Source organism: Thioprofundum lithotrophicum (genome assembly GCF_055387065.1).
Window position 1 is genome coordinate 417,673 of the sequence record NZ_AP042379.1, and the last position, 18,687, is coordinate 436,359.

Sequence of the window (18,687 nt, forward strand, 5' to 3'; positions counted from 1 at the left end):
ACGGGCATTTGGGTTATGATGGCCAGATGGCCTCCCTGCTGCGTCTCGTCATTCTCGTCCTGCTCGTCTGGCTCGCCTGGCGACTCATCCGGCGCTGGCTGGACGGGACCGGGACGCGCGCGACCCCCTCCCGGCGCGCCTCGCCCGGCAAGGTGGCGCGCATGGTCCGTTGCCGCTACTGTGATCTGCACATTCCCGAAGGCGAGGCGGTGCACGACGGGCGGGACTGGTACTGCAGCGAAGCCCACCGCCTGGCCGATCACCGCCACCGCGACGGCTGATCCGTCCATCCGGGAGCGCGCATCGCATCCATGGCTGTTCAGGATCCGTACGATTTCCGCTATCCCACCGAGCTGCTCGCCGGCAGCGACGAATACGCCTATACCTGGAAACCCCTCGAGTTCCTCAACGCCTACCGCTTCCTGATCAGCGTGGTGCTGAGCGCCCTGTTCTATGTGGACGCCCTGTTTCCGCCGCTGGCCAGCCGGGCGCCGCTGCTGTTCTTCGGCACCAGCATCGCCTATCTGGGCCTGAGCGTGGTCTTCGCCCTGATGCTGCGCTGGCATCAGCCCGGGTTCCGCATCCAGGTCTACCTGCAACTGCTCACCGACATCGCCGCCACGGTCCTCCTGATGCACGCCAGCGGGGGCGTCAGCAGCGGCATGGGCAACCTGCTCATCATCGCGGTGGCCGGCGGCAGCGTGGTGCTGCCGGGCCGCCAGGCGCTGCTGCTGGCGGCCCTGGCCAGTTTTGCGGTGCTCGGCGAACAGCTCTACACCGAAACCCGGGGGCTGGACACCACCAGCACCTACACCCAGGCCGGCCTGCTGGGCATGACCCTGTTCATCACCGCCGCCGCGGCCCACCTGTTCGCCAGGCGGATCCGCGAATCGGAGGCCCTGGCCAAACGGCGCGGCGTGGATCTGGCCAACATGGCCGAACTGACCGAGCACGTCATCCAGCGCATGCAGACCGGCATCGTGGTGGTGGACGGCGAGGATCGCATCCGCCTGATCAACGAATCGGCCTGGAAGATGCTGGGCATGCCCTCCACCGCCGGCGGCCCGCCCCTGGGCCAGGTCTCGCCCCGCCTGGATCAGCGGCTGCAGGAATGGCGCCGCGATCCCGACCGTCCGATCCGGGTCATTCAGCCCGCCCCGCTGCAGCCCAAGGTGCGGCCCCGCTTCGCCCGCCTCAGCCAGGAAGAACGGCCCGCCACCCTGATCTTCCTCGAGGACACCTCGGCCATGGCCCAGCAGGCCCAGCAGATGCAGCTCGCCTCGCTGGGCCGCCTGACCGCCTCCATCGCCCACGAAATCCGCAACCCCCTGGGCGCCATCAGCCACGCCGGCCAGCTCCTCTCCGAGTCCCCCAATCTCGACCACCACGACGCCCGGCTGACCGAAATCATCACCGAGCAGTCGCGGCGCATGAACACCATCATCGAGAGCGTGCTGCAGCTCGGCCGGCGCACCCGCACCCAGCCGGAACTCCTCGATCTGGGCGCCTTCCTGCGCACCTTCGCCCGGGATTTCGTCACCGGCCACAAGCTCGAGCCCGACAGCGTCCAGGTCACTCTGGAGCAACCGGACATGGCAGTGCGTTTCGATCCGGTCCACCTGCACCAGATCCTCAGCAACCTGTGCGAAAACGCCCTGCGCTACAGCCGGCGCGAGGCCCCGGGCCCGCGCATCGCCCTGCGCGCCGGCCTCAGCCCCGATCACCACCGCCCCTACCTGGACGTGGTGGACAACGGCCCCGGCATCCCGCCCGAGGATGCCCGTCACATCTTCGAGCCCTTCTTCACCACCTCCAACAGCGGCAGCGGTCTCGGCCTGTTCATCTCCCGGGAGCTGGCCGAAGCCAACCAGGCCCATTTAGACTATATTCCCCTGTCGGGCGGGAGCTGTTTCCGGATCAGCTTCCAGGATCCCCGCCGGCAAATCACCCAGGAAGCCCCGTGAGCCAGAGTTACCGCGCCCTCATCGTCGACGACGAACCGGATATCCGCGAACTGCTGGAGATCACCCTCGCGCGCATGGACATCGCCTGCCGCAGCGCCGCCGATCTGCAGGCGGCCCGGGACTGGCTCAAACGCGAGGCCTTCGATCTCTGCCTCACCGACATGCGCCTGCCCGACGGCAACGGCATCGATCTGGTGCGCCACATCCAGGCCACCAGCCCGGAACTGCCGGTGGCCGTGATCACCGCCCACGGCAACATGGAATCGGCCATCGAGGCGCTCAAGGCCGGCGCCTTCGATTTCGTCTCCAAGCCGGTGGATCTGCACATGCTGCGGGATCTGGTCAGCACCGCCCTCAAGGTGGACCGCCGGCCCGCCCCGGAGAAACCGGCAGACCGCACCGCCTCCCTGCTGGGAGTCTCCGCCGCGATCCGCCAGACCCGGCAGACCATCAGCAAGCTGGCCCGCAGCCAGGCCCCGGTCTACATCAGCGGCGAATCGGGGGCCGGCAAGGAACTGGCCGCCCGCCTGATCCACGAAAACGGGCCGCGCGCCGACAAGCCCTTCGTGCCCGTCAACTGCGGCGCGATTCCCGCCGAACTGGTGGAGAGCGAATTCTTCGGCCACGTCAAGGGCAGCTTCACCGGCGCCACCCGCGACAAGCAGGGCCTGTTCCAGGCCGCCGACGGCGGCACCCTGTTCCTCGACGAGGTAGCCGATCTGCCCCTGGACATGCAGGTCAAGCTGCTGCGCGCCATCCAGGAAAAGGCCGTGCGGCCGGTGGGCAGCCACCAGGAGATTCCGGTCAACGTGCGCATCCTCAGCGCCACCCACAAGAACCTCCACCAGCTCGTGGAAGCCGGCCAGTTCCGCCAGGATCTGTACTTCCGCATCAACGTCATCGAACTGCACATGCCGGCCCTGCGCGAGCGCCCCGAGGACATCCCCCTGCTGGTGGAACACTTCCTGCGCAAGATCGCCCGCGACTGGGGCACCGACGTGCCCCGCCTCGACGCCGCCGCCCTGGGCGCCCTCAAGGCCTATTCCTTCCCAGGCAACGTGCGCGAGCTGGAAAACATCCTCGAACGGGCCATGACCCTGTGCGAAAACAACCGGATCACCGAAGCCGATCTGCGTCTCACCCGGGGCGGCGAACTGGCCTCCGGCGAATTTCCTCAGCCCGACCTCGCCGGCCGCGATTTGGAAACCGCCCTCTGCCACACCGAAAAGGAAGCCATCCTCCGCGCCTTGGAACAGACCCGTTACAACAAGACCGCCGCCGCGCGCCTGCTGGGCCTGACCTTCCGCCAGCTCCGCTACCGGATCAAGAAATACGGCATCGAATGAGAGCCGCGTCACGGAGTGACAATTTTTGTCACTTCCCGACACGCTGTGCCTAGTCCGAAGGTTTATATCCTTTTTCCGATGTCATACGCCCACCGCCTCGGCCGGCAAAAATGTGACCCAAGCCCTTGCTGGCAAAAGACTTTCCGGTTTCAATCCGGCTGACCTGAAAACCTTGGCACGCTCCCTGCAGTGCTATCCCCACACGCGGCCAGGACCGCACGTTTTCCCGACAACCACAAACCGGAGAGTCATCCTCATGAAACGCACACAAGGCTTTACCCTCATCGAACTCATGATCGTGGTCGCGATCATCGGCATCCTCGCCGCCATTGCGATCCCGGCATACCAAGGCTACATCAGCCGCTCCCAAATCAACTCGCATCTGGACAACAAAGACATCGCTGTCCGTTTCATCCGCAACGAATTCGCCAAAGGTCAGGCGGGTGGCACTTGCGGTTATTCGGATCTTGCCGGGTTGGTGGCAGAACTTAACGAAGGAGGCAAGCGAGCCATCAATAATGCTGCAAATCCGGCTTTTGAGGCAACTGCCCTGAATGCCGATCCGGCACAAACCGGCGCAGTAGGTGTCTTCGTTCAGAACTTCAATGCCACATCCGGTTGTCCAGACAACGGCAACGCTTCGGTATCCATGCTGGAAGTATCAGGGCTGACATACCCAACCAATTCTGCCAATACCGTTTCGTTTACTCTGGAGTGACAGTTCTGCCAAAGACGCAACCGAACCGGCTTCTTGCCGAAGCCGGTTCGGTTGTATTCATGGTGAACAAAAATCCTCACATCTTCTGATGATGGAGATAATGAATGATGATAAATGGAACGCGTCAAACCGGTGTAACACTAATAGAACTTTTAATGGCAATCGCCATTATTGCTGTGATTACCTCTATTGCTATCCCAATGTACTCGAACTACATCACTACCGCCCGTATGACAGATGCCGACAACGAGCTGTCCGCCATTCGACTGGCCCAGGAAGAGTTCTATCTCGAGAACAACACCTACTTCGGCCCCATCGCCAATGACGCCACCGGCGCCAACATCCAGGCGGCGAGCAACAATCTCTACACCCCTTCAACCCAGGGATATACCAACTTCTCCTACAGCATTGCGGCCGGGGCTTGCGGCGACATCGCCAATTGCTATACGCTGACGGCCACCGGCAAGGCCGGCACCCCTGTTGACGGAAAAACCCGCACACTCAGTGGGCCTTGAACACCCCCGCATTTCTTCCCTTCCTGCCCTGCCGAAAACCCGACCCAATCGGCATTTTTCCGAGAAAATCGGATTTTTTTCTTTGTTCTTCAACCAATTAACTTGTTTTTTGTTAAAAAACCATTTACAAGTTAAAGTTGTTCTACCCTGGTTTCACTCACGTCCCCTGGGGCCCCTGGTGAGTTCGGGAAACCTTCTCATGGAACAGGAAAAGTTATTCACCAATCGGCCGATACAGTAGCCATGGTCCAAGCGAGCAGCACACTCCGATTCAGCGGTCTGGCCCGGCGCCTGGTACAGGACGGGCTGATCACCGACCAGCAGGCTCAGGAAGCCCATGCGGCCGCCACCAAGCAGAAAAAACCCTTCGTTTCCTACCTCGTCGAAAACAACATCATCGACAGCCACGCCATCGCCCATTCGGCCGCCGAGGAATTCGGCGTGCCCCTGCTGGATATCGATGTCATCGACATCGAGGCCGATACCGTCAAGCTGGTGAAGGAAAACCTGATCCGCAAGCATCACAGCCTGCCCCTCTACAAGCGGGGAAACCGGCTGTTCGTTGCCGTCTCCGATCCGACCAACCTGCAGGCTCTGGACGAAATCAAGTTTCACGTGGGCATGACCACGGAACCGATCCTGGTGCTCGACGACAAACTCTCCCGGGCCATCGATCGGGCGCTGGAGGCCGCCGATACCAGTCTTTCTGAGCTGGCCGATGCCGATCTGGACGACGTGGAATTCGTCGACGAGGATGCCGTGACGGCGGCCAACGAAGTCAGTGAAGCCGATGTCGACGACACGCCGGTGGTCCGTTTCATCAACAAGGTGCTCCTCGACGCCATCAACAAGGGCGCCTCGGACATCCATTTCGAGCCTTACGAGAAGAGCTACCGCGTGCGCTTCCGCCAGGACGGCATCCTGCGGGAAGTGGCCGCACCACCGGTAACCATGGCGCCGCGCCTGGCGGCACGGCTCAAGGTCATGTCGCGGCTCGACATCTCCGAGCGGCGCGTCCCTCAGGACGGGCGCATCAAGCTCAACCTGTCCAAGAACCGGGCCATCGACTTCCGTGTCAACACCTGTCCGACCCTGTTTGGCGAGAAGATCGTCCTGCGTATCCTCGACCCCAACAGCGCCAAGCTCGGCGTGGATGCCCTGGGTTTCGAGCCGGAGCAGAAAGAATTGTTTCTGGAGGCCCTGCACAAGCCCTACGGCATGCTGCTGGTCACCGGCCCCACCGGCAGCGGCAAGACCGTCACGCTGTATACCGGCGTGAACATCCTCAACCAGCCCGACATCAACATCTCCACCGCCGAGGATCCGGTGGAAATCAACCTGCCCGGCATCAACCAGGTGAATATCAATCCCAAGGTCGGGCTGGACTTCCCCGCGGCCCTGCGCGCCTTCCTGCGCCAGGACCCGGACGTGATTCTGGTGGGCGAGATCCGGGATCTGGAGACCGCCGAGATCGCCATCAAGGCCGCCCAGACCGGGCACATGGTACTCTCCACCCTGCACACCAACGACGCGCCCCAGACCCTGACCCGAATGGTGAACATGGGCGTGCCGCCCTACAACATTGCCAGCTCCGTGAACCTGATCATCGCCCAGCGCCTGGCGCGGCGGCTGTGCAACCACTGCAAGCAGGAACTCGAAATTCCTGCCGAAGCCCTGCGGGCAGAGGGCTTCAGCGACGAGGACATCAAGGCCGGCATCACCATCTATGGTCCCAAGGGTTGTGACCAGTGCAATGGCGGTTACAAGGGACGGGTGGGCATCTACCAGGTCATGCCCGTCTCCGAGGAGATGGGCCGGATCATCATGGAAGGGGGCAACGCCATGCAACTGGCCGAGCAGGCACGCAAGGAAGGCATCCCCGATCTGCGCGAATCGGGCCTCAAGAAGGTCCGTGACGGCATCACCAGTCTCGATGAACTGAACCGCGTCACCAAGGAATAAACCATGGCAGAACAGGCACTCAAGCAGAGCACCTTCGTCTGGGAAGGCAAGGACAGCAAGGGACAGAAAATCAAGGGCGAGACCACTGGCGCCAACGTGGCGCTGGTCAAGGCCAGCCTGCGCCGCCAGGGCATCGTGCCCTCAAAAGTTCGCAAGAAATCCAAGCCCCTGTTCGGCGGCAAGGGCAAGGTCAAGCCTGCCGACATCGCCATCTTCAGCCGCCAGCTGGCCACCATGATGAACTCGGGCGTACCGCTGGTGCAGTCCTTCGAGATCATCGGCCGTGGCCACGAGAACAAGGCCATGCAGGAACTGCTGCTGGGTATCAAGGCCGACATCGAGGGCGGCAGCAATCTCTCCGACGCCCTGGCCAAGTATCCCCTGGTCTTCGACGATCTGTACTGCAACCTGGTCCGGGCCGGCGAACACGCCGGGATCCTCGACAGCATCCTCGACAAGGTGGCCACCTACAAGGAAAAGACCGAGGCCATCAAGGCCAAGATAAAGAAGGCCCTGTTCTATCCCACTGCCGTCATGATCATGGCTTTCGTCATCACTTCGATCCTGCTGATCTTCGTCATTCCCGAGTTCCAGAGTCTGTTCGCCGGGTTCGGCGCCGATCTGCCAGCCATTACCAAATTCGTCATCCACCTCTCGGAAATCTTCCAGGCCTGGTGGTGGGCCATTTTTGGTGGCATCGGCCTGTCCATCTATGGACTCCTGCAATTCAAGAAGCGCTCGAAGAAATTCCAGACCTTCCTAGATAAAACCCTCCTGCACGTGCCGATCATCGGCCCCATCATGACCAAGGCCGCCATCGCCCGCTATGCGCGCACCCTGTCCACCATGTTCGCCGCCGGCGTGCCGCTGGTGGAAGCCATGGAATCGGTGGCCGGCGCCGTGGGCAACGTGGTCTATGGCGACGCGGTGATGCGCATGCGGGACGAAGTCGCCTCCGGCACCCAGCTCAACGTGGCCATGAAGCAGGCCAACCTGTTCCCCAACATGGTGGTGCAGATGACCGCCATCGGCGAGGAGGCCGGCTCGGTGGACGCCATGCTGGCCAAGGTGGCCGACTTCTATGAAGAGGAAGTGGACAACGCCGTGGACGGGCTGAGCAGCCTGCTGGAGCCCATCATCATGGCCGTGCTGGGCGTGCTGATTGGCGGCCTGGTGATTGCCATGTACATGCCCATCTTCCAGATGGGGCAGGTCGTCGGCGGCTGATCCGCCTGCATGCCCCTGCTTTCCCTGTTGCAGCAGAACACGGCGCTCTTTCTCGGCGCCGTGTTCGTACTGGGCCTGCTGGTGGGCAGCTTTCTCAACGTGGTGATCCTGCGCCTGCCGGTGATGATGGAACGGCGCTGGCGACGGGAATGCGCCGAATTCACCGGCACGCCGTCCGCCGGGGCGGACGCGCCGTTCAATCTCGTCACTCCCCGCTCCCGCTGTCCGAATTGTGGCCATCTCATTACGGCCCTGGAGAACATTCCCGTCCTCAGTTATCTGTGGCTGCGCGGCCGCTGCCGCCACTGCGGCACGACCATTCCGACCCGCTATCCCCTGGTGGAAATCCTCAGCGCCCTGCTGGCCATCACCGTAGCCTGGCATTTCGGCCTCGGTCTGCCGTTGCTGTTCGCCCTGCTGCTCACCTGGGTCCTGCTGGCCCTGACCTTCATCGATCTGGATCGGCAATGGCTGCCCGATGACCTCACCCTCCCCTTTCTCTGGCTGGGGCTGCTGGTCAACATTCGCGGGGTGTTCACCGATCTCGAATCGGCCGTCATCGGCGCCGCGGCCGGTTACCTGACCCTGTGGTTCGTCTATCACGTGTTCCGCAAGCTCACCGGCAAGGAGGGCATGGGCTACGGCGACTTCAAGCTGCTGGCGATGCTCGGCGCCTGGCTGGGCTGGCAGGCCATTCCCCTGATCGTGATCCTCTCCTCGCTGGTGGGCACGGTCTTTGGCGTGAGCTTTCTTCTTTTGCGCCGCCTGGGCCGGGAACAGCCCATTCCCTTCGGTCCGTACCTGGCCATCGCAGGCTGGATCGCCCTGATGTGGGGGGATCGCATCACCGCCGCGTATCTGGACTGGGCGCTCGGCTGATCATGCTGGTGGTGGGGCTCACCGGCGGGATCGGCAGCGGCAAGAGCACCGTGGCGGGGCTGTTCGCCGAGCGAGGCGTTCCGATCATCGATACCGATGAACTGGCCCGGGAGGTCGTGGCTCCCGGCACGCCAGGACTCCATCAACTGGTGGCCCGCTTCGGCACAGCGATTCTCGCGCCGGACGGTCAACTGGACCGGCGCCAGCTGCGCGAGCGGATCTTCCAGGACGAGGCTGCCCGCCGGGACGTCGAGGCCATTCTCCATCCCCGCATCGAGGCGCGGGTCCGCGACCGGCTCGCTGCGCTGGAGGCGCCCTACGCCCTGGTGGTCATTCCCCTGCTGGCGGAAACGGGCGGCTATCCCTTCATCGAGCACGTGCTGGTGGTGGATGCGTCGCGGGAGACGCAGATCCGCCGGGTGATGGAACGGGACGGCATCGATCGCACCGCGGTCGAACGGATCCTGGCCGCCCAGGCCGATCGCCAGCACCGCCTGGCCCTGGCCGACGACGTGATCGACGGCGAGCTGCCCCTGCCCGCACTGCGCGAACGGGTCGCCCAGCTCGATCAGCGCTACCGGGAAATGGCCCGCGAACTCGAGGGACGATAGACGCTAGCCCGGATATTGCACCATGGGCGCCGGATGATTGCGGTCTTTGCAGCCGCGCTCGCGCCGCGCTGGAGCGAAAAGCGTAGCCATGGCTACGGCTTTCGTGAAGCGCAAGCGAGCGCGCGAGCGACCGTTTCGTCTGGAACGAAACGGGTCGCGCAAAGCGCGCCCGCAGGGGGCAGACCAGGGAAGGTCTGCCACCAAAGCCGCAAGGGCCGGCGCAGAGGGCGGGCAGGAACGAAATGTGTCTGCCAAAACAAGCCGATAACTCTCAATATGCCATTGCTCTTCAATCGCTTGAGTCACCGCCCGCCCTCGACATGGTGCAATATCCGGGCTAGCAGTTGCCAAAACCGCCCGCCTGGCACAGAATCCCGCTTTGCCTCAGCGAACCGTCTTCCCCGTGGAAAACCCCATTCTCTACGAACAGCCCCTGAACGAGCGGATGCGCACCTTCCTGCGCCTGGAACAGCTCTTCCGGCAGACCCGCTATTCGCTGGGGGGCTTCTCCATGTGGGACAGCCGGCACAGCGTCAACGGCCTCATCCAGATCCTCGAGCTGCTGGCCCGGGGCGATCTGAAGAACGAAATCCTCAAGGAGCTGGAGCGCCTGCAGGCCTCCCTCATGGCCCTGCAGGATCGGCCGGGCGTGGATCAGGCCCAGCTGGGCAGCGTGCTGCACCAGTTGCAGCAGGCCGAGACGGAAGTCCATGGCCAGTCGGGCCAGTTCGGCCAAAGCCTGCGCGACAACGAGCTGCTCAGCAGCATCCGCCAGCGCACCAGCATCGTCGGCGGCGACTGCAACTTCGACCTGCCGGCCTATCATCACTGGCTGAGCCGCGATCCCGAACAACGGATCGCGGATCTGGAGAACTGGCTCGCCAGCCTGGATCCGGTCATCCAGCCCATTTCCATGATCCTCGCCATCCTGCGCGAAAGCGCGGACGCCCGGGCCCAGCGGGCCGAAGGCGGCTTCCACCAGCAGAACCTCGATCCCGGGCAACCGGTGCAGCTGCTGCGCATCCAGCTCCCCCAGGCGATGGAGGTGTTTCCCGAAATCAGCGCCGGCAAGCACCGCTTTTCGATTCGCTTTCTCGAACCCCGTGGCGGCGAGCGGCCGGTACAGACCAATCAGGACGTCGATTTCCTGCTGAGCCTGTGCGCCCTGTGAGCAAGACCGTCAAATGCCCGACCTGCGGCAAGGCCGTGACCTGGGGCCCGGAATCGCCCTGGCGCCCCTTCTGCAGCGAACGCTGCAAGCTCATCGATCTGGGGGAATGGGCCGCCGAAGGGCACCGGATCCCCGGCGAGGAAATCCTGCCCGAGGAGATGCTGGATCCGGAGCGCCGCCACCGGCATTGACCTCCATCCCCTCCTCACCCTGGCCCACTCGGCTCGGGCGTCCCGCTTCGCGCTACCGTGGCGTCGTCCGCCGACTGGCCGTTCAATCTCCGACACGAAAGACGAAACGGGCTTCCCGGATCGCCTCCGTGCCTTCCACGCTCACCACGGCCCGCCAGTCGTGACGGCCGGTGGTGCACACGGGCAACACGGCGCGACCGGTGAACCGGCCGGCACCAGCGGCTTCCAGGCGATAGCGGTTCAGGCCCATCTCCATGTCCGGCATCTCGAAACGCACGCGGACCACCGGCGGCGGATCGGCGGGAAAGCCCCTCAGGCGGACTTCGAAGGGAAAGGCCTTCAGGGGGCTGGGCGGCGCGAGAAAGCGCAGGGTGATGCCGCGGCCGTCCCGGCGGCTCTGACAAACGCCGGCGGCATCACAGGCCGCGTCCGGAAACGAGACGACCTCGGGCGTCGGCGGCTGGCAGGCGACCAGGGCCAGCAGCAGCGGCCACGCCCGAAGCCCGGCGGTCCGGCTCATGGCCACCACGCCCGGATGGCCGCCACCCCTTGCCCGCCGGCCTCCCAGGCCCGTTCCCGCTCGACCTCGCCGAGCCCGCCCAGGGCATAGACCGGATGGGCGGCCAGCCTCACCAGTTCGGCAAAGCCCCTCCAGCCCAGCGGCCGGACGCCGGGATGGGAGGCGGTGGGCGCCACTGGCGAGAGGACGCTGAAATCCACGCCCATGGCCTGCGCCTGGCGCAGCTCCTGCGCATCATGGGTGGAGGCGGCCACCAGCCGGTTGGCGGGGAGCGGCCGGGAGGTCAGCGACCGCAGCCGGTGACGGGTGAGATGCACGCCATCGGCGCCGGTGGCCGCCACCCAGTCGGGCGGGCCGTTGATCAGCAGGCGCGCGCCGGCCGCGTGGCACAGGGCCACCGCTTCCCGTGCCAGGGCCAGGTATTCGCCGGCATCGAGATGATGGGCCCGAAACTGAACGAGACGGATGCCCCGGGCAAGGGCGGCCTGCAACCGGCGCCGGAAATCGGCCGCGTCCACGAAGGGCCCGGTGATCAGGTAGCGGGAAGGCAGCCGCACGGCAGTGACGATGGGCCGGTTGGCAGCGGGCAGGGGAAGGGTGTGCAGATCCGCCACCGCCACCCAGCGCAGCGGCTGCCCTTCCCGTCCGTGGGGCTCGCCCCGCCAGCGATCCACCTGCCACACGTCCAGCTCCACCGCCCTGTCGGCATAGGCATGGCGCAATCGGATCAGGGGCCGCAGGTGCTCGGCGCGGATCCCCAGTTCCTCGTCCAGTTCCCGGATCAGGGCGCTGCGGCGATCCTCGCCCGGTTCGCGCTTGCCGCCCGGAAACTCCCACAGCCCGCCCTGATGAACATGTGCCGGACGCCGCGCAAGCAGCACCCGATCGCCGCGGCGGATCACACCCACCGCCACCGGCAGCGCGTCAGGTGCGGTATTCGGCGTTGATGCGCACGTAGTCATAGGAGAAGTCGCAGGTCCATACCCGCGCCCGGGCCGCGCCCCGTGCCAGATCGATGCGCACGGTGATCTCGTTGCGGTCCATCACTGCCTGCCCCCGTTCCTCACGGTAGTCCGGGTCGCGCCCGCCCGCGGTCACGATCCGCACTTCGTCGAGCCAGATCTGCACGGCCTGAACGTCGAGATCGGGAACGGGCGCGCGACCCACGGCGGCGAGGATGCGCCCCCAGTTGGGATCGGCGGCGAAGAAGGCCGTCTTGACCAGCGGCGAGTGGGCTACCGTCCAGGCCACTTCGAGGCATTCCGTCTCGCTGCCGCCCCCCGTGACCTCCACATGGATCAGCTTGGTGGCCCCTTCGCCGTCGCGCACCAGTCCCTTGGCCAGTTCCTCGCACAGCTCGGTCAGGGCCGCCTGCCAGGCGGCCAGGGCCGGCGTGTCCGCCTCGAGAACCACGCCGCTTCTGCCCGTGGCCATCAGCACGCAGGCATCGTTGGTGGAGGTATCGCCGTCCACCGTGATCCGGTTGAAGGAGACGTCCACCGCCGCCTGCAGGCTGGCCTGCAGCAATTCGGGAGCGAGGGCGGCGTCGGTGGCGAGGTAGGCCAGCATGGTGGCCATGTTCGGGCGGATCATGCCGGCCCCCTTGGCCATGCCCGTGAGGGTCACGCTCCGCCCGTCGATCTCGAGCGTGCGCGACAGCCGCTTGGGCCGAGTGTCGGTGGTGAGGATCCCCCAGGAGGCCTCGTCCCAGCCGTTGACGTCGAGCGCCTTGAGCGCCGCCGGCAGGGCCGCGGTGATCCGCGCCACCGGCAGATCCTCGCCGATGACGCCCGTGGAGAACGGCAAGACCTGCTCCGCCTCGCACCCCCCGTGGCCAGCCAGCGCCGCGCAGCATTCCCGCGCCGCGCGCAGCCCCGCCTCGCCGGTGCCGGCGTTGGCATTGCCGGTGTTGACGAGCAGGTAGCGCGGCGCGCCCTGTGCCAGATGTTCCCGGGCCACGATCACCGGCGCGGCGCAGAAGGCATTGCGGGTGAACACCGCCGCCGTGGTGGTCCCCTCGGCCAGTTCGATCACCACCAGATCACGGTGATCCGGTTTCTTGATGCCGGCCCGGGCGGTGCCCAGGCGGATGCCGGGAACGGGAAGGGCAGCGGGGAGATCGTCAGAGGTCATGGATTGGAGGATTCCTGTCGGGCTGAAGAACGGTTTGGCCTGTAGGAGCGGCGCAAGCCGCGATTACGCTCTGGCAGGCGCCAGGGCCTCGGAAAATGTTCGGATCAAGTGCGGTTAGAACGCTGTTCCGAAATATGTGTCATTTTATTGCTGGTTATCTAACCCGGACGACCGCCCTCATGGCCGGAAAGGGGTTGCGTGACACGCCGTAAATACGTCCATGTAGGCTCTGCGGCCGCAGTCGCTTCGGGCATCCTGCCCTCTCACGACACTTGTCCGTCCTGGATATCGTCCCTGCGGCCGAAGGTCACGCAACCCCTTTCAGGCCATGAGGGCTTCGTGCCCGTAGCGAAGATTGATCGATATTTCGGAACAGCCAACTAATCGCGGCTTGCGCCGCTCCCACCCTGGGACACCCTTCTCCCTGGGCGTCCTTTGCGCCTTTGCGTTGAAAACACAACCGGTCAGTTCAGCTTGCCGTGGCAGTGCTTGTACTTCTTGCCGGAACCGCAGGGGCAGGGTTCGTTGCGGCCCACCTTGCGGCCTTCGCGCACGAAGGGCTTGTGGGGCTCTTCGGCGTCGGGCGCCGCCTCGCTCTCGCCCTGCATGGCCGAGACGTTGGCGTGCTGGAACTCCATCTGCTGCTCCAGCGCCCGGCGCTGGGCCTCGAGGGCGGCGATCTCTTCCTCGCTGTGGATCTGCACCCGGCTCAGGAGCGTGATCACGTCGTGCTTGATGCGTTCGAGCATGGCCGCGAACAGCTCGAAGGATTCGCGCTTGTATTCCTGCTTGGGGTTCTTCTGCGCATAGCCGCGCAGGTGAATGCCCTGACGCAACTGATCCATCAGTGCCAGGTGATCCCGCCACTGGCTGTCGAGCACTTCGAGGAATACCGCCTTCTCGATCTGGCGCATCACCTCGGCGCCGTACTGTTCCTCCTTCTCCCGGTAGGCCTGTTCCACCGCCTCGATGATGCGCTGGCGCAGGCCTTCCTCGTCCAGGCGTTCCTCGGCATCGAGCCAGCCCTGCACGTCCAGCGTCAGGCCGAACTCGGCCTTGAGGGCCTCCTGCAGGCCCGGAATGTCCCACTGTTCCTCGATGCTCTGCGGCGGCACGTAGTCGCTGATGATGTCGTTGACCACGTCGGCGCGGATCGCGCTGATGGTTTCCGAAAGATCCTCGCTGGCGAGGATTTCGTTGCGCTGGTTGTAGATCACCTTGCGCTGATCGTTGGCCACGTCGTCGTATTCGAGCAACTGCTTGCGCATGTCGAAGTTGTGACCTTCCACCTTGCGCTGGGCGTTCTCGATGGCCCGGCTCACCCAGGGATGCTCGATGGCCTCGCCTTCCTGCATGCCCAGGCGCTGCATGATGGCGCTGACCCGATCCGAGGCGAAGATCCGCATCAGGTTGTCTTCCAGGGAGAGGTAGAAGCGGGAAGAGCCGGGATCGCCCTGGCGCCCGGAACGGCCGCGCAACTGGTTGTCCACGCGCCGCGATTCGTGGCGCTCGGTGCCGATGATGTGCAGGCCGCCGGCCTCGAGCACCGTCTGGTGGCGCTTCTCCCAGTCGGCGCGCAGCTTCTCGATCTGTTCGTGGGTGGGATCCTTGAGCTTGTCGATCTCCGCCTCGAGATTGCCGCCGAGCACGATGTCGGTACCGCGGCCGGCCATGTTGGTGGCAATGGTCACCGCCCCCGGCATGCCGGCCTGGGCCACGATCTCCGCCTCGCGCTCGTGCTGCTTGGCGTTGAGCACCTCGTGCCGGATCCCGGCCTTCTTCAGCAGGCCCGAGAGGTATTCGGAGACCTCGATGGAGGTGGTGCCCACCAGCACCGGCTGCTGGCGCGCATGGCAGTCCTTGATGTCCTCGATCACCGCATCGAACTTCTCGCGCTGGGTGAGGTAGACGAGATCGTTCATGTCCTTGCGGATCATCGGCCGGTGGGTGGGAATCACCACCACTTCCAGACCGTAGATCTGCTGGAACTCGTAGGCCTCGGTGTCGGCGGTACCGGTCATGCCCGAGAGCTTGTCGTAGAGGCGGAAATAGTTCTGGAAGGTGATGGAGGCGACCGTCTGGTTCTCCTGCTGCACGGGCACGCCTTCCTTGGCCTCGATGGCCTGGTGCAGGCCGTCGGACCAGCGCCGGCCGGGCATGGTGCGGCCGGTGAACTCGTCGACGATGATCACCTCGTTGTTCTGCACGATGTAGTCCACGTCCTTCTGGAACAGACTGTGGGCGCGCAGGGCGGCGATCACGTGGTGCAGCAGGCCGATGTTGGAGACGTCGTACAGTGATTCCCCCTCCTTGAGCAGGCCGGCTTCGAGCAGCAGGCGTTCCACCTTCTCGTGGCCTTCCTCGGTCAGGTGCACCTGCTTGGTCTTCTCGTCCACCGAGAAGTCGCCGGGGCCCTCTTCCTCCTCCTGCTTCACCAGTTGCGGGATCAGTTCGTTGACCTTGTAGTACAGCTCCGAGCTGCCCTCGGCCGGGCCGGAGATGATCAGCGGGGTACGGGCCTCGTCGATGAGGATGGAGTCCACCTCGTCGACGATGGCGAAATGGTGCCCGCGCTGGAACTGCTCCTCCTTGCTGAAGGCCATGTTGTCGCGCAGGTAGTCGAAGCCGAACTCGTTGTTGGTGCCGTAGGTGATGTCGGCGGCGTAGGCGGCCTGCTTGTCCTCGAAGGGCATGTTGGAGAGGATCACCCCCACCTTCAGCCCCAGGAATTCGTAGATCTTGCCCATCCAGGCGGCATCGCGGGAAGCCAGGTAGTCGTTGACGGTGACCACGTGCACGCCCTTGCCGGGCAGGGCGTTGAGGTAGGCGGCCAGGGTGGCCACCAGGGTCTTGCCCTCGCCGGTGCGCATCTCGGCGATCTTGCCCTCGTGCAGCACCATGCCGCCGATGAGCTGCACGTCGTAATGGCGCATGGACAGCACCCGCTTGCCGGCCTCGCGCACGGTGGCGAAGGCCTCCACCAGCAGATCATCCAGCGGCGTGCCATCGGCCAGGCGCTGGCGAAACTCGGCCGTCTTGGCCTGCAGCTGTTCGTCGGACAGGGCCTCGAACTCCGGCTCCAGGGCATTGATCTGCGCCACCGTCTTGCGCATGCGTTTGATCAGCCGGTCGTTGCGGCTGCCGAAGATTTTCTGCAACAGTTTTGCCATGTTCTGCCTGGATTCCGTCGAATTTGGAGGGGCCCGGTGCGGGGCAAGGTTGAAAGCGCGTATTTTACAGGGCAGCGGGGGGTTTGTCCGCCGCCAAAGCGGGGAAAACGCGGATCAGTAGAGCGCCGGCTGCCAATCCGTACGGCGGATTTCGCCATCGGCCGCGATGGCCAGGGCGGTGCCGGGAAAATCGTCCTGCGTCAGCCGGGCCATCCGGCGGGCGGCGGCGTGCGCCGGATCGGGAACCGGGCCGCCAGGCCGGATCTGGCGGGCCGAGACGATCCGTCCGCCCACGAACCGCCCCTCGCCATCCAGGCGGGCTTCCAACAGGGGCGCAAGCCCCTTGGGACCGGCCACGCTGATGCCGTACCAGGTGCAGAAGTTGCCGAGGCTGTAGGCCACCAGCCGGCCCCGGTAGAGTTCCAGCGCCCGAGGCACGTGGGGGCCATGGCCGACCACGAGATCGGCGCCCGCATCGATCAGCGCGTGGGCGAAGGCCACCACGTCGCCCCGGTTCTCGCCGTAGTAGAACTCCTCGGCGAAGGGGACGTGCTGCACGTCGATCCCTTCCCCGCCGGCATGCATGGAGACCATCACGATGTCATTTTCGACTGCCAGGCGGCGGATCCGTTCCACCGCCGCCGGGATATCCAGCAGATCATGGGCGTTGCGAAAGGGCGCGAAGGCGATGATCGCCACCTGGCGGCCCTTCACCTGCAAGCGCGCCACGTCCCCTTCCCGGCCGGTATGCCGGATCCCCTGGGCGGCCAGCGCCGCCATGGAGGCCTCCCGCCCGGTCTCGCCGAAATCCCGGGCATGGTTGTTGGCCAGGCTCAGCACGTCGAAACCGGCCTCGGCCAGCGTGCGGGCATAACGGGGGGGCGAGCGGAACAGCCAGCAGTGGGCGGGATCGCGGCAACGCTTGGCCGGCTCTCCGCCTTCCATCAGCGTCCCCTCGAGGTTGCCGAAGGCCAGATCGGCCCGGCGCAGATAGGGTTTCATGGCCGCCAGCAGGCTCGCGCCATCGTCGTCGGGCAGGCGGTTTTCCGGGAAGTCGGTGCCGAGCATGATGTCGCCGACCGCGGCGATGGTGATGACGACGGGCGGCGACGCGGGCGGCGCCGTTTCGGGGGGCGTCGTCACCGCCTTCACGGCCGCTGCCGGCGCAGGCGCCGCGGGCGGCGTCTGCTCGAGCGCGCAGGCCACAAGCCACAGGGGCAGAATCAGAAAGACGAGGCGACGCAGGCGAAACGGCATGGGAGGGGCATCGGGGGACAATCTTCCGGCACGGCAGGATACGCCCCTTCCGGCCCTTCAGCCACCCCGCGCAGGCCGCCTGGCGTCAGCGCGAGGCGTGGATGTACTTGATGGGATTGACCTGCCGGCCGTTGTAGAGCACTTCGAAGTGCACGTGCGGGCCGGTGGAGCGGCCGGTGCTGCCCATGCGGGCGATGACCTGCCCCTTCTTCACGGTCTGGCCCACTTCCACGAGGATTTCCTTCGTGTGGCCATAACGGGTGGCGTAGCCCTTGCCGTGATTGATCTCCACCAGATTGCCGTAACCGGAGCGCTTGCCCGCATAGGTCACCACGCCGGCGGCCACGGCCACGATGTCGGAGCCCAGCTTGCCGGCAAAGTCGATCCCGGCATGGTGGGCCCGGCGGCCGGTGAAGGGATCGGTGCGCATGCCGAAGTAGGACGAAAGCCAGCCGCGGGTGATGGGCCGGCCGGCGGGCACCACCTCCTCGTCCAGCTTGCGGTTCATCATCATCTCTTCGAGCACCGCCAGTTGCTGGCTGCGATCCTCGAGCTGTTCGGAAAGATCCTCCAGGGCCTTGAGGAAGTCCGGCACGGCCATGGGGCCGGCATTGCCGTCCCGGCTCTCTTCCGGCCCGCCCTGGGCCGGCGGGCTGTCGAAGTCGAATTCGCCCTTGTCGAGCTTGGCCATGGTGGTGAGCCGCTGGCCGAGGGCGTCGAGCCGCATCACGTGCGCCTGCAGCTTGCCCAGGCGCAGGGCCAGGGCGTCCATGTTCTCCTCGGCGGTGCGGGTGGCCTCCTCGATGCGCAGGCGCTGGGCTTCCAGCTCCATCTGCAGGGCGAGGCCGAGGTTGTCGGGAGTGTTGCGGGCGTTGTGGACGCCGAGATAGTAACCGGTGGTGATGAAGCCGGCGGGCAGGAGCAGGAACAGAAGCACGGCCAGGGCGATCAGCTTGTCACGTCCCAGCGAAACCAGCCGCGAACACCCCTTTGTTCTTTTTAGTATGACGATATTCATGGTGC

General features: G+C 65.2%; 17 protein-coding genes. 11 read left to right on the forward strand and 6 right to left on the reverse strand.

What is annotated here, in order from left to right; all coding sequences use genetic code 11:
• The first annotated feature begins 26 nt into the window (after window positions 1-26).
• The 11 genes from ACZ5BH_RS01895 (at window position 27) to yacG (ending at window position 10,584) form a co-directional block, all read left to right on the forward strand.
• Window positions 27-281 (forward strand): PP0621 family protein, encoded by a 255-nt coding sequence (locus ACZ5BH_RS01895; protein WP_464890231.1) that lies wholly within the window; start codon window positions 27-29, stop codon window positions 279-281.
• 30 nt (window positions 282-311) lie between these two features.
• Entirely contained in the window at window positions 312-1,964 is a 1,653-nt protein-coding gene (locus ACZ5BH_RS01900; RefSeq protein WP_464890232.1) for a sensor histidine kinase, read from the forward strand.
• Window positions 1,961-3,310, forward strand: coding sequence for a sigma-54-dependent transcriptional regulator (locus ACZ5BH_RS01905; protein ID WP_464890233.1), 1,350 nt, complete (start codon window positions 1,961-1,963; stop codon window positions 3,308-3,310). The genes ACZ5BH_RS01900 and ACZ5BH_RS01905 overlap by 4 nt, the downstream gene beginning before the upstream one ends.
• 256 nt (window positions 3,311-3,566) lie before the next feature.
• On the forward strand, window positions 3,567-4,028 hold the full coding sequence (locus tag ACZ5BH_RS01910; RefSeq protein ID WP_464890234.1) for a prepilin-type N-terminal cleavage/methylation domain-containing protein: 462 nt from the start codon (window positions 3,567-3,569) through the stop codon (window positions 4,026-4,028).
• A 155-nt stretch (window positions 4,029-4,183) separates the two neighbouring features.
• Complete coding sequence (locus tag ACZ5BH_RS01915; protein ID WP_464890235.1) at window positions 4,184-4,543, forward strand: type IV pilin protein; 360 nt, start codon at window positions 4,184-4,186, stop codon at window positions 4,541-4,543.
• Window positions 4,544-4,786: 243 nt separating this feature from the next.
• Window positions 4,787-6,505: a type IV-A pilus assembly ATPase PilB gene (pilB, locus tag ACZ5BH_RS01920; RefSeq protein ID WP_464890236.1), complete on the forward strand. Its 1,719-nt coding sequence runs from the start codon at window positions 4,787-4,789 to the stop codon at window positions 6,503-6,505.
• 3 nt (window positions 6,506-6,508) lie between these two features.
• Window positions 6,509-7,732 (forward strand): type II secretion system F family protein, encoded by a 1,224-nt coding sequence (locus ACZ5BH_RS01925; RefSeq protein WP_464890237.1) that lies wholly within the window; start codon window positions 6,509-6,511, stop codon window positions 7,730-7,732.
• Between the two features lie 9 nt (window positions 7,733-7,741).
• Window positions 7,742-8,611 carry a prepilin peptidase gene (locus ACZ5BH_RS01930; protein ID WP_464890238.1) on the forward strand — a complete coding sequence of 290 codons (870 nt, stop codon included), beginning with the start codon at window positions 7,742-7,744 and terminating at the stop codon, window positions 8,609-8,611.
• Window positions 8,563-9,222: a dephospho-CoA kinase gene (gene coaE / locus ACZ5BH_RS01935; RefSeq protein ID WP_464890239.1), complete on the forward strand. Its 660-nt coding sequence runs from the start codon at window positions 8,563-8,565 to the stop codon at window positions 9,220-9,222. Before ACZ5BH_RS01930 ends, coaE begins: the two co-directional genes overlap by 49 nt.
• 379 nt (window positions 9,223-9,601) lie before the next feature.
• Window positions 9,602-10,393, forward strand: coding sequence for a cell division protein ZapD (zapD, locus tag ACZ5BH_RS01940; RefSeq protein WP_464890240.1), 792 nt, complete (start codon window positions 9,602-9,604; stop codon window positions 10,391-10,393).
• On the forward strand, window positions 10,390-10,584 hold the full coding sequence (gene yacG, locus ACZ5BH_RS01945) for a DNA gyrase inhibitor YacG (RefSeq protein ID WP_464890241.1): 195 nt from the start codon (window positions 10,390-10,392) through the stop codon (window positions 10,582-10,584). The genes zapD and yacG overlap by 4 nt, the downstream gene beginning before the upstream one ends.
• An 82-nt stretch (window positions 10,585-10,666) precedes the next feature.
• Here the strand turns inward: yacG and ACZ5BH_RS01950 are convergent, their stop codons facing one another.
• The 6 genes from ACZ5BH_RS01950 to ACZ5BH_RS01975 form a co-directional block, all read right to left on the reverse strand.
• Complete coding sequence (locus tag ACZ5BH_RS01950) at window positions 10,667-11,104, reverse strand: hypothetical protein (protein WP_464890242.1); 438 nt, start codon at window positions 11,102-11,104, stop codon at window positions 10,667-10,669.
• Window positions 11,101-12,012 (reverse strand): Nudix family hydrolase, encoded by a 912-nt coding sequence (locus ACZ5BH_RS01955; RefSeq protein WP_464890243.1) that lies wholly within the window; start codon window positions 12,010-12,012, stop codon window positions 11,101-11,103. Before ACZ5BH_RS01955 ends, ACZ5BH_RS01950 begins: the two co-directional genes overlap by 4 nt.
• Before the next feature lie 16 nt (window positions 12,013-12,028).
• Complete coding sequence (gene argJ / locus ACZ5BH_RS01960) at window positions 12,029-13,237, reverse strand: bifunctional glutamate N-acetyltransferase/amino-acid acetyltransferase ArgJ (protein WP_464890244.1); 1,209 nt, start codon at window positions 13,235-13,237, stop codon at window positions 12,029-12,031.
• A gap of 464 nt (window positions 13,238-13,701) precedes the next feature.
• Window positions 13,702-16,407, reverse strand: coding sequence for a preprotein translocase subunit SecA (gene secA, locus ACZ5BH_RS01965; RefSeq protein ID WP_464890245.1), 2,706 nt, complete (start codon window positions 16,405-16,407; stop codon window positions 13,702-13,704).
• Between the two features lie 114 nt (window positions 16,408-16,521).
• The gene (locus tag ACZ5BH_RS01970; protein ID WP_464890246.1) at window positions 16,522-17,664 is read right to left on the reverse strand and encodes a CapA family protein; all 1,143 of its coding nucleotides are present in this window, start codon (window positions 17,662-17,664) and stop codon (window positions 16,522-16,524) included.
• A gap of 85 nt (window positions 17,665-17,749) precedes the next feature.
• A complete protein-coding gene (locus ACZ5BH_RS01975; RefSeq protein ID WP_464890247.1) occupies window positions 17,750-18,682 on the reverse strand; it encodes a M23 family metallopeptidase in 933 nt (310 codons plus the stop codon).
• Window positions 18,683-18,687: the final 5 nt, after the last annotated feature.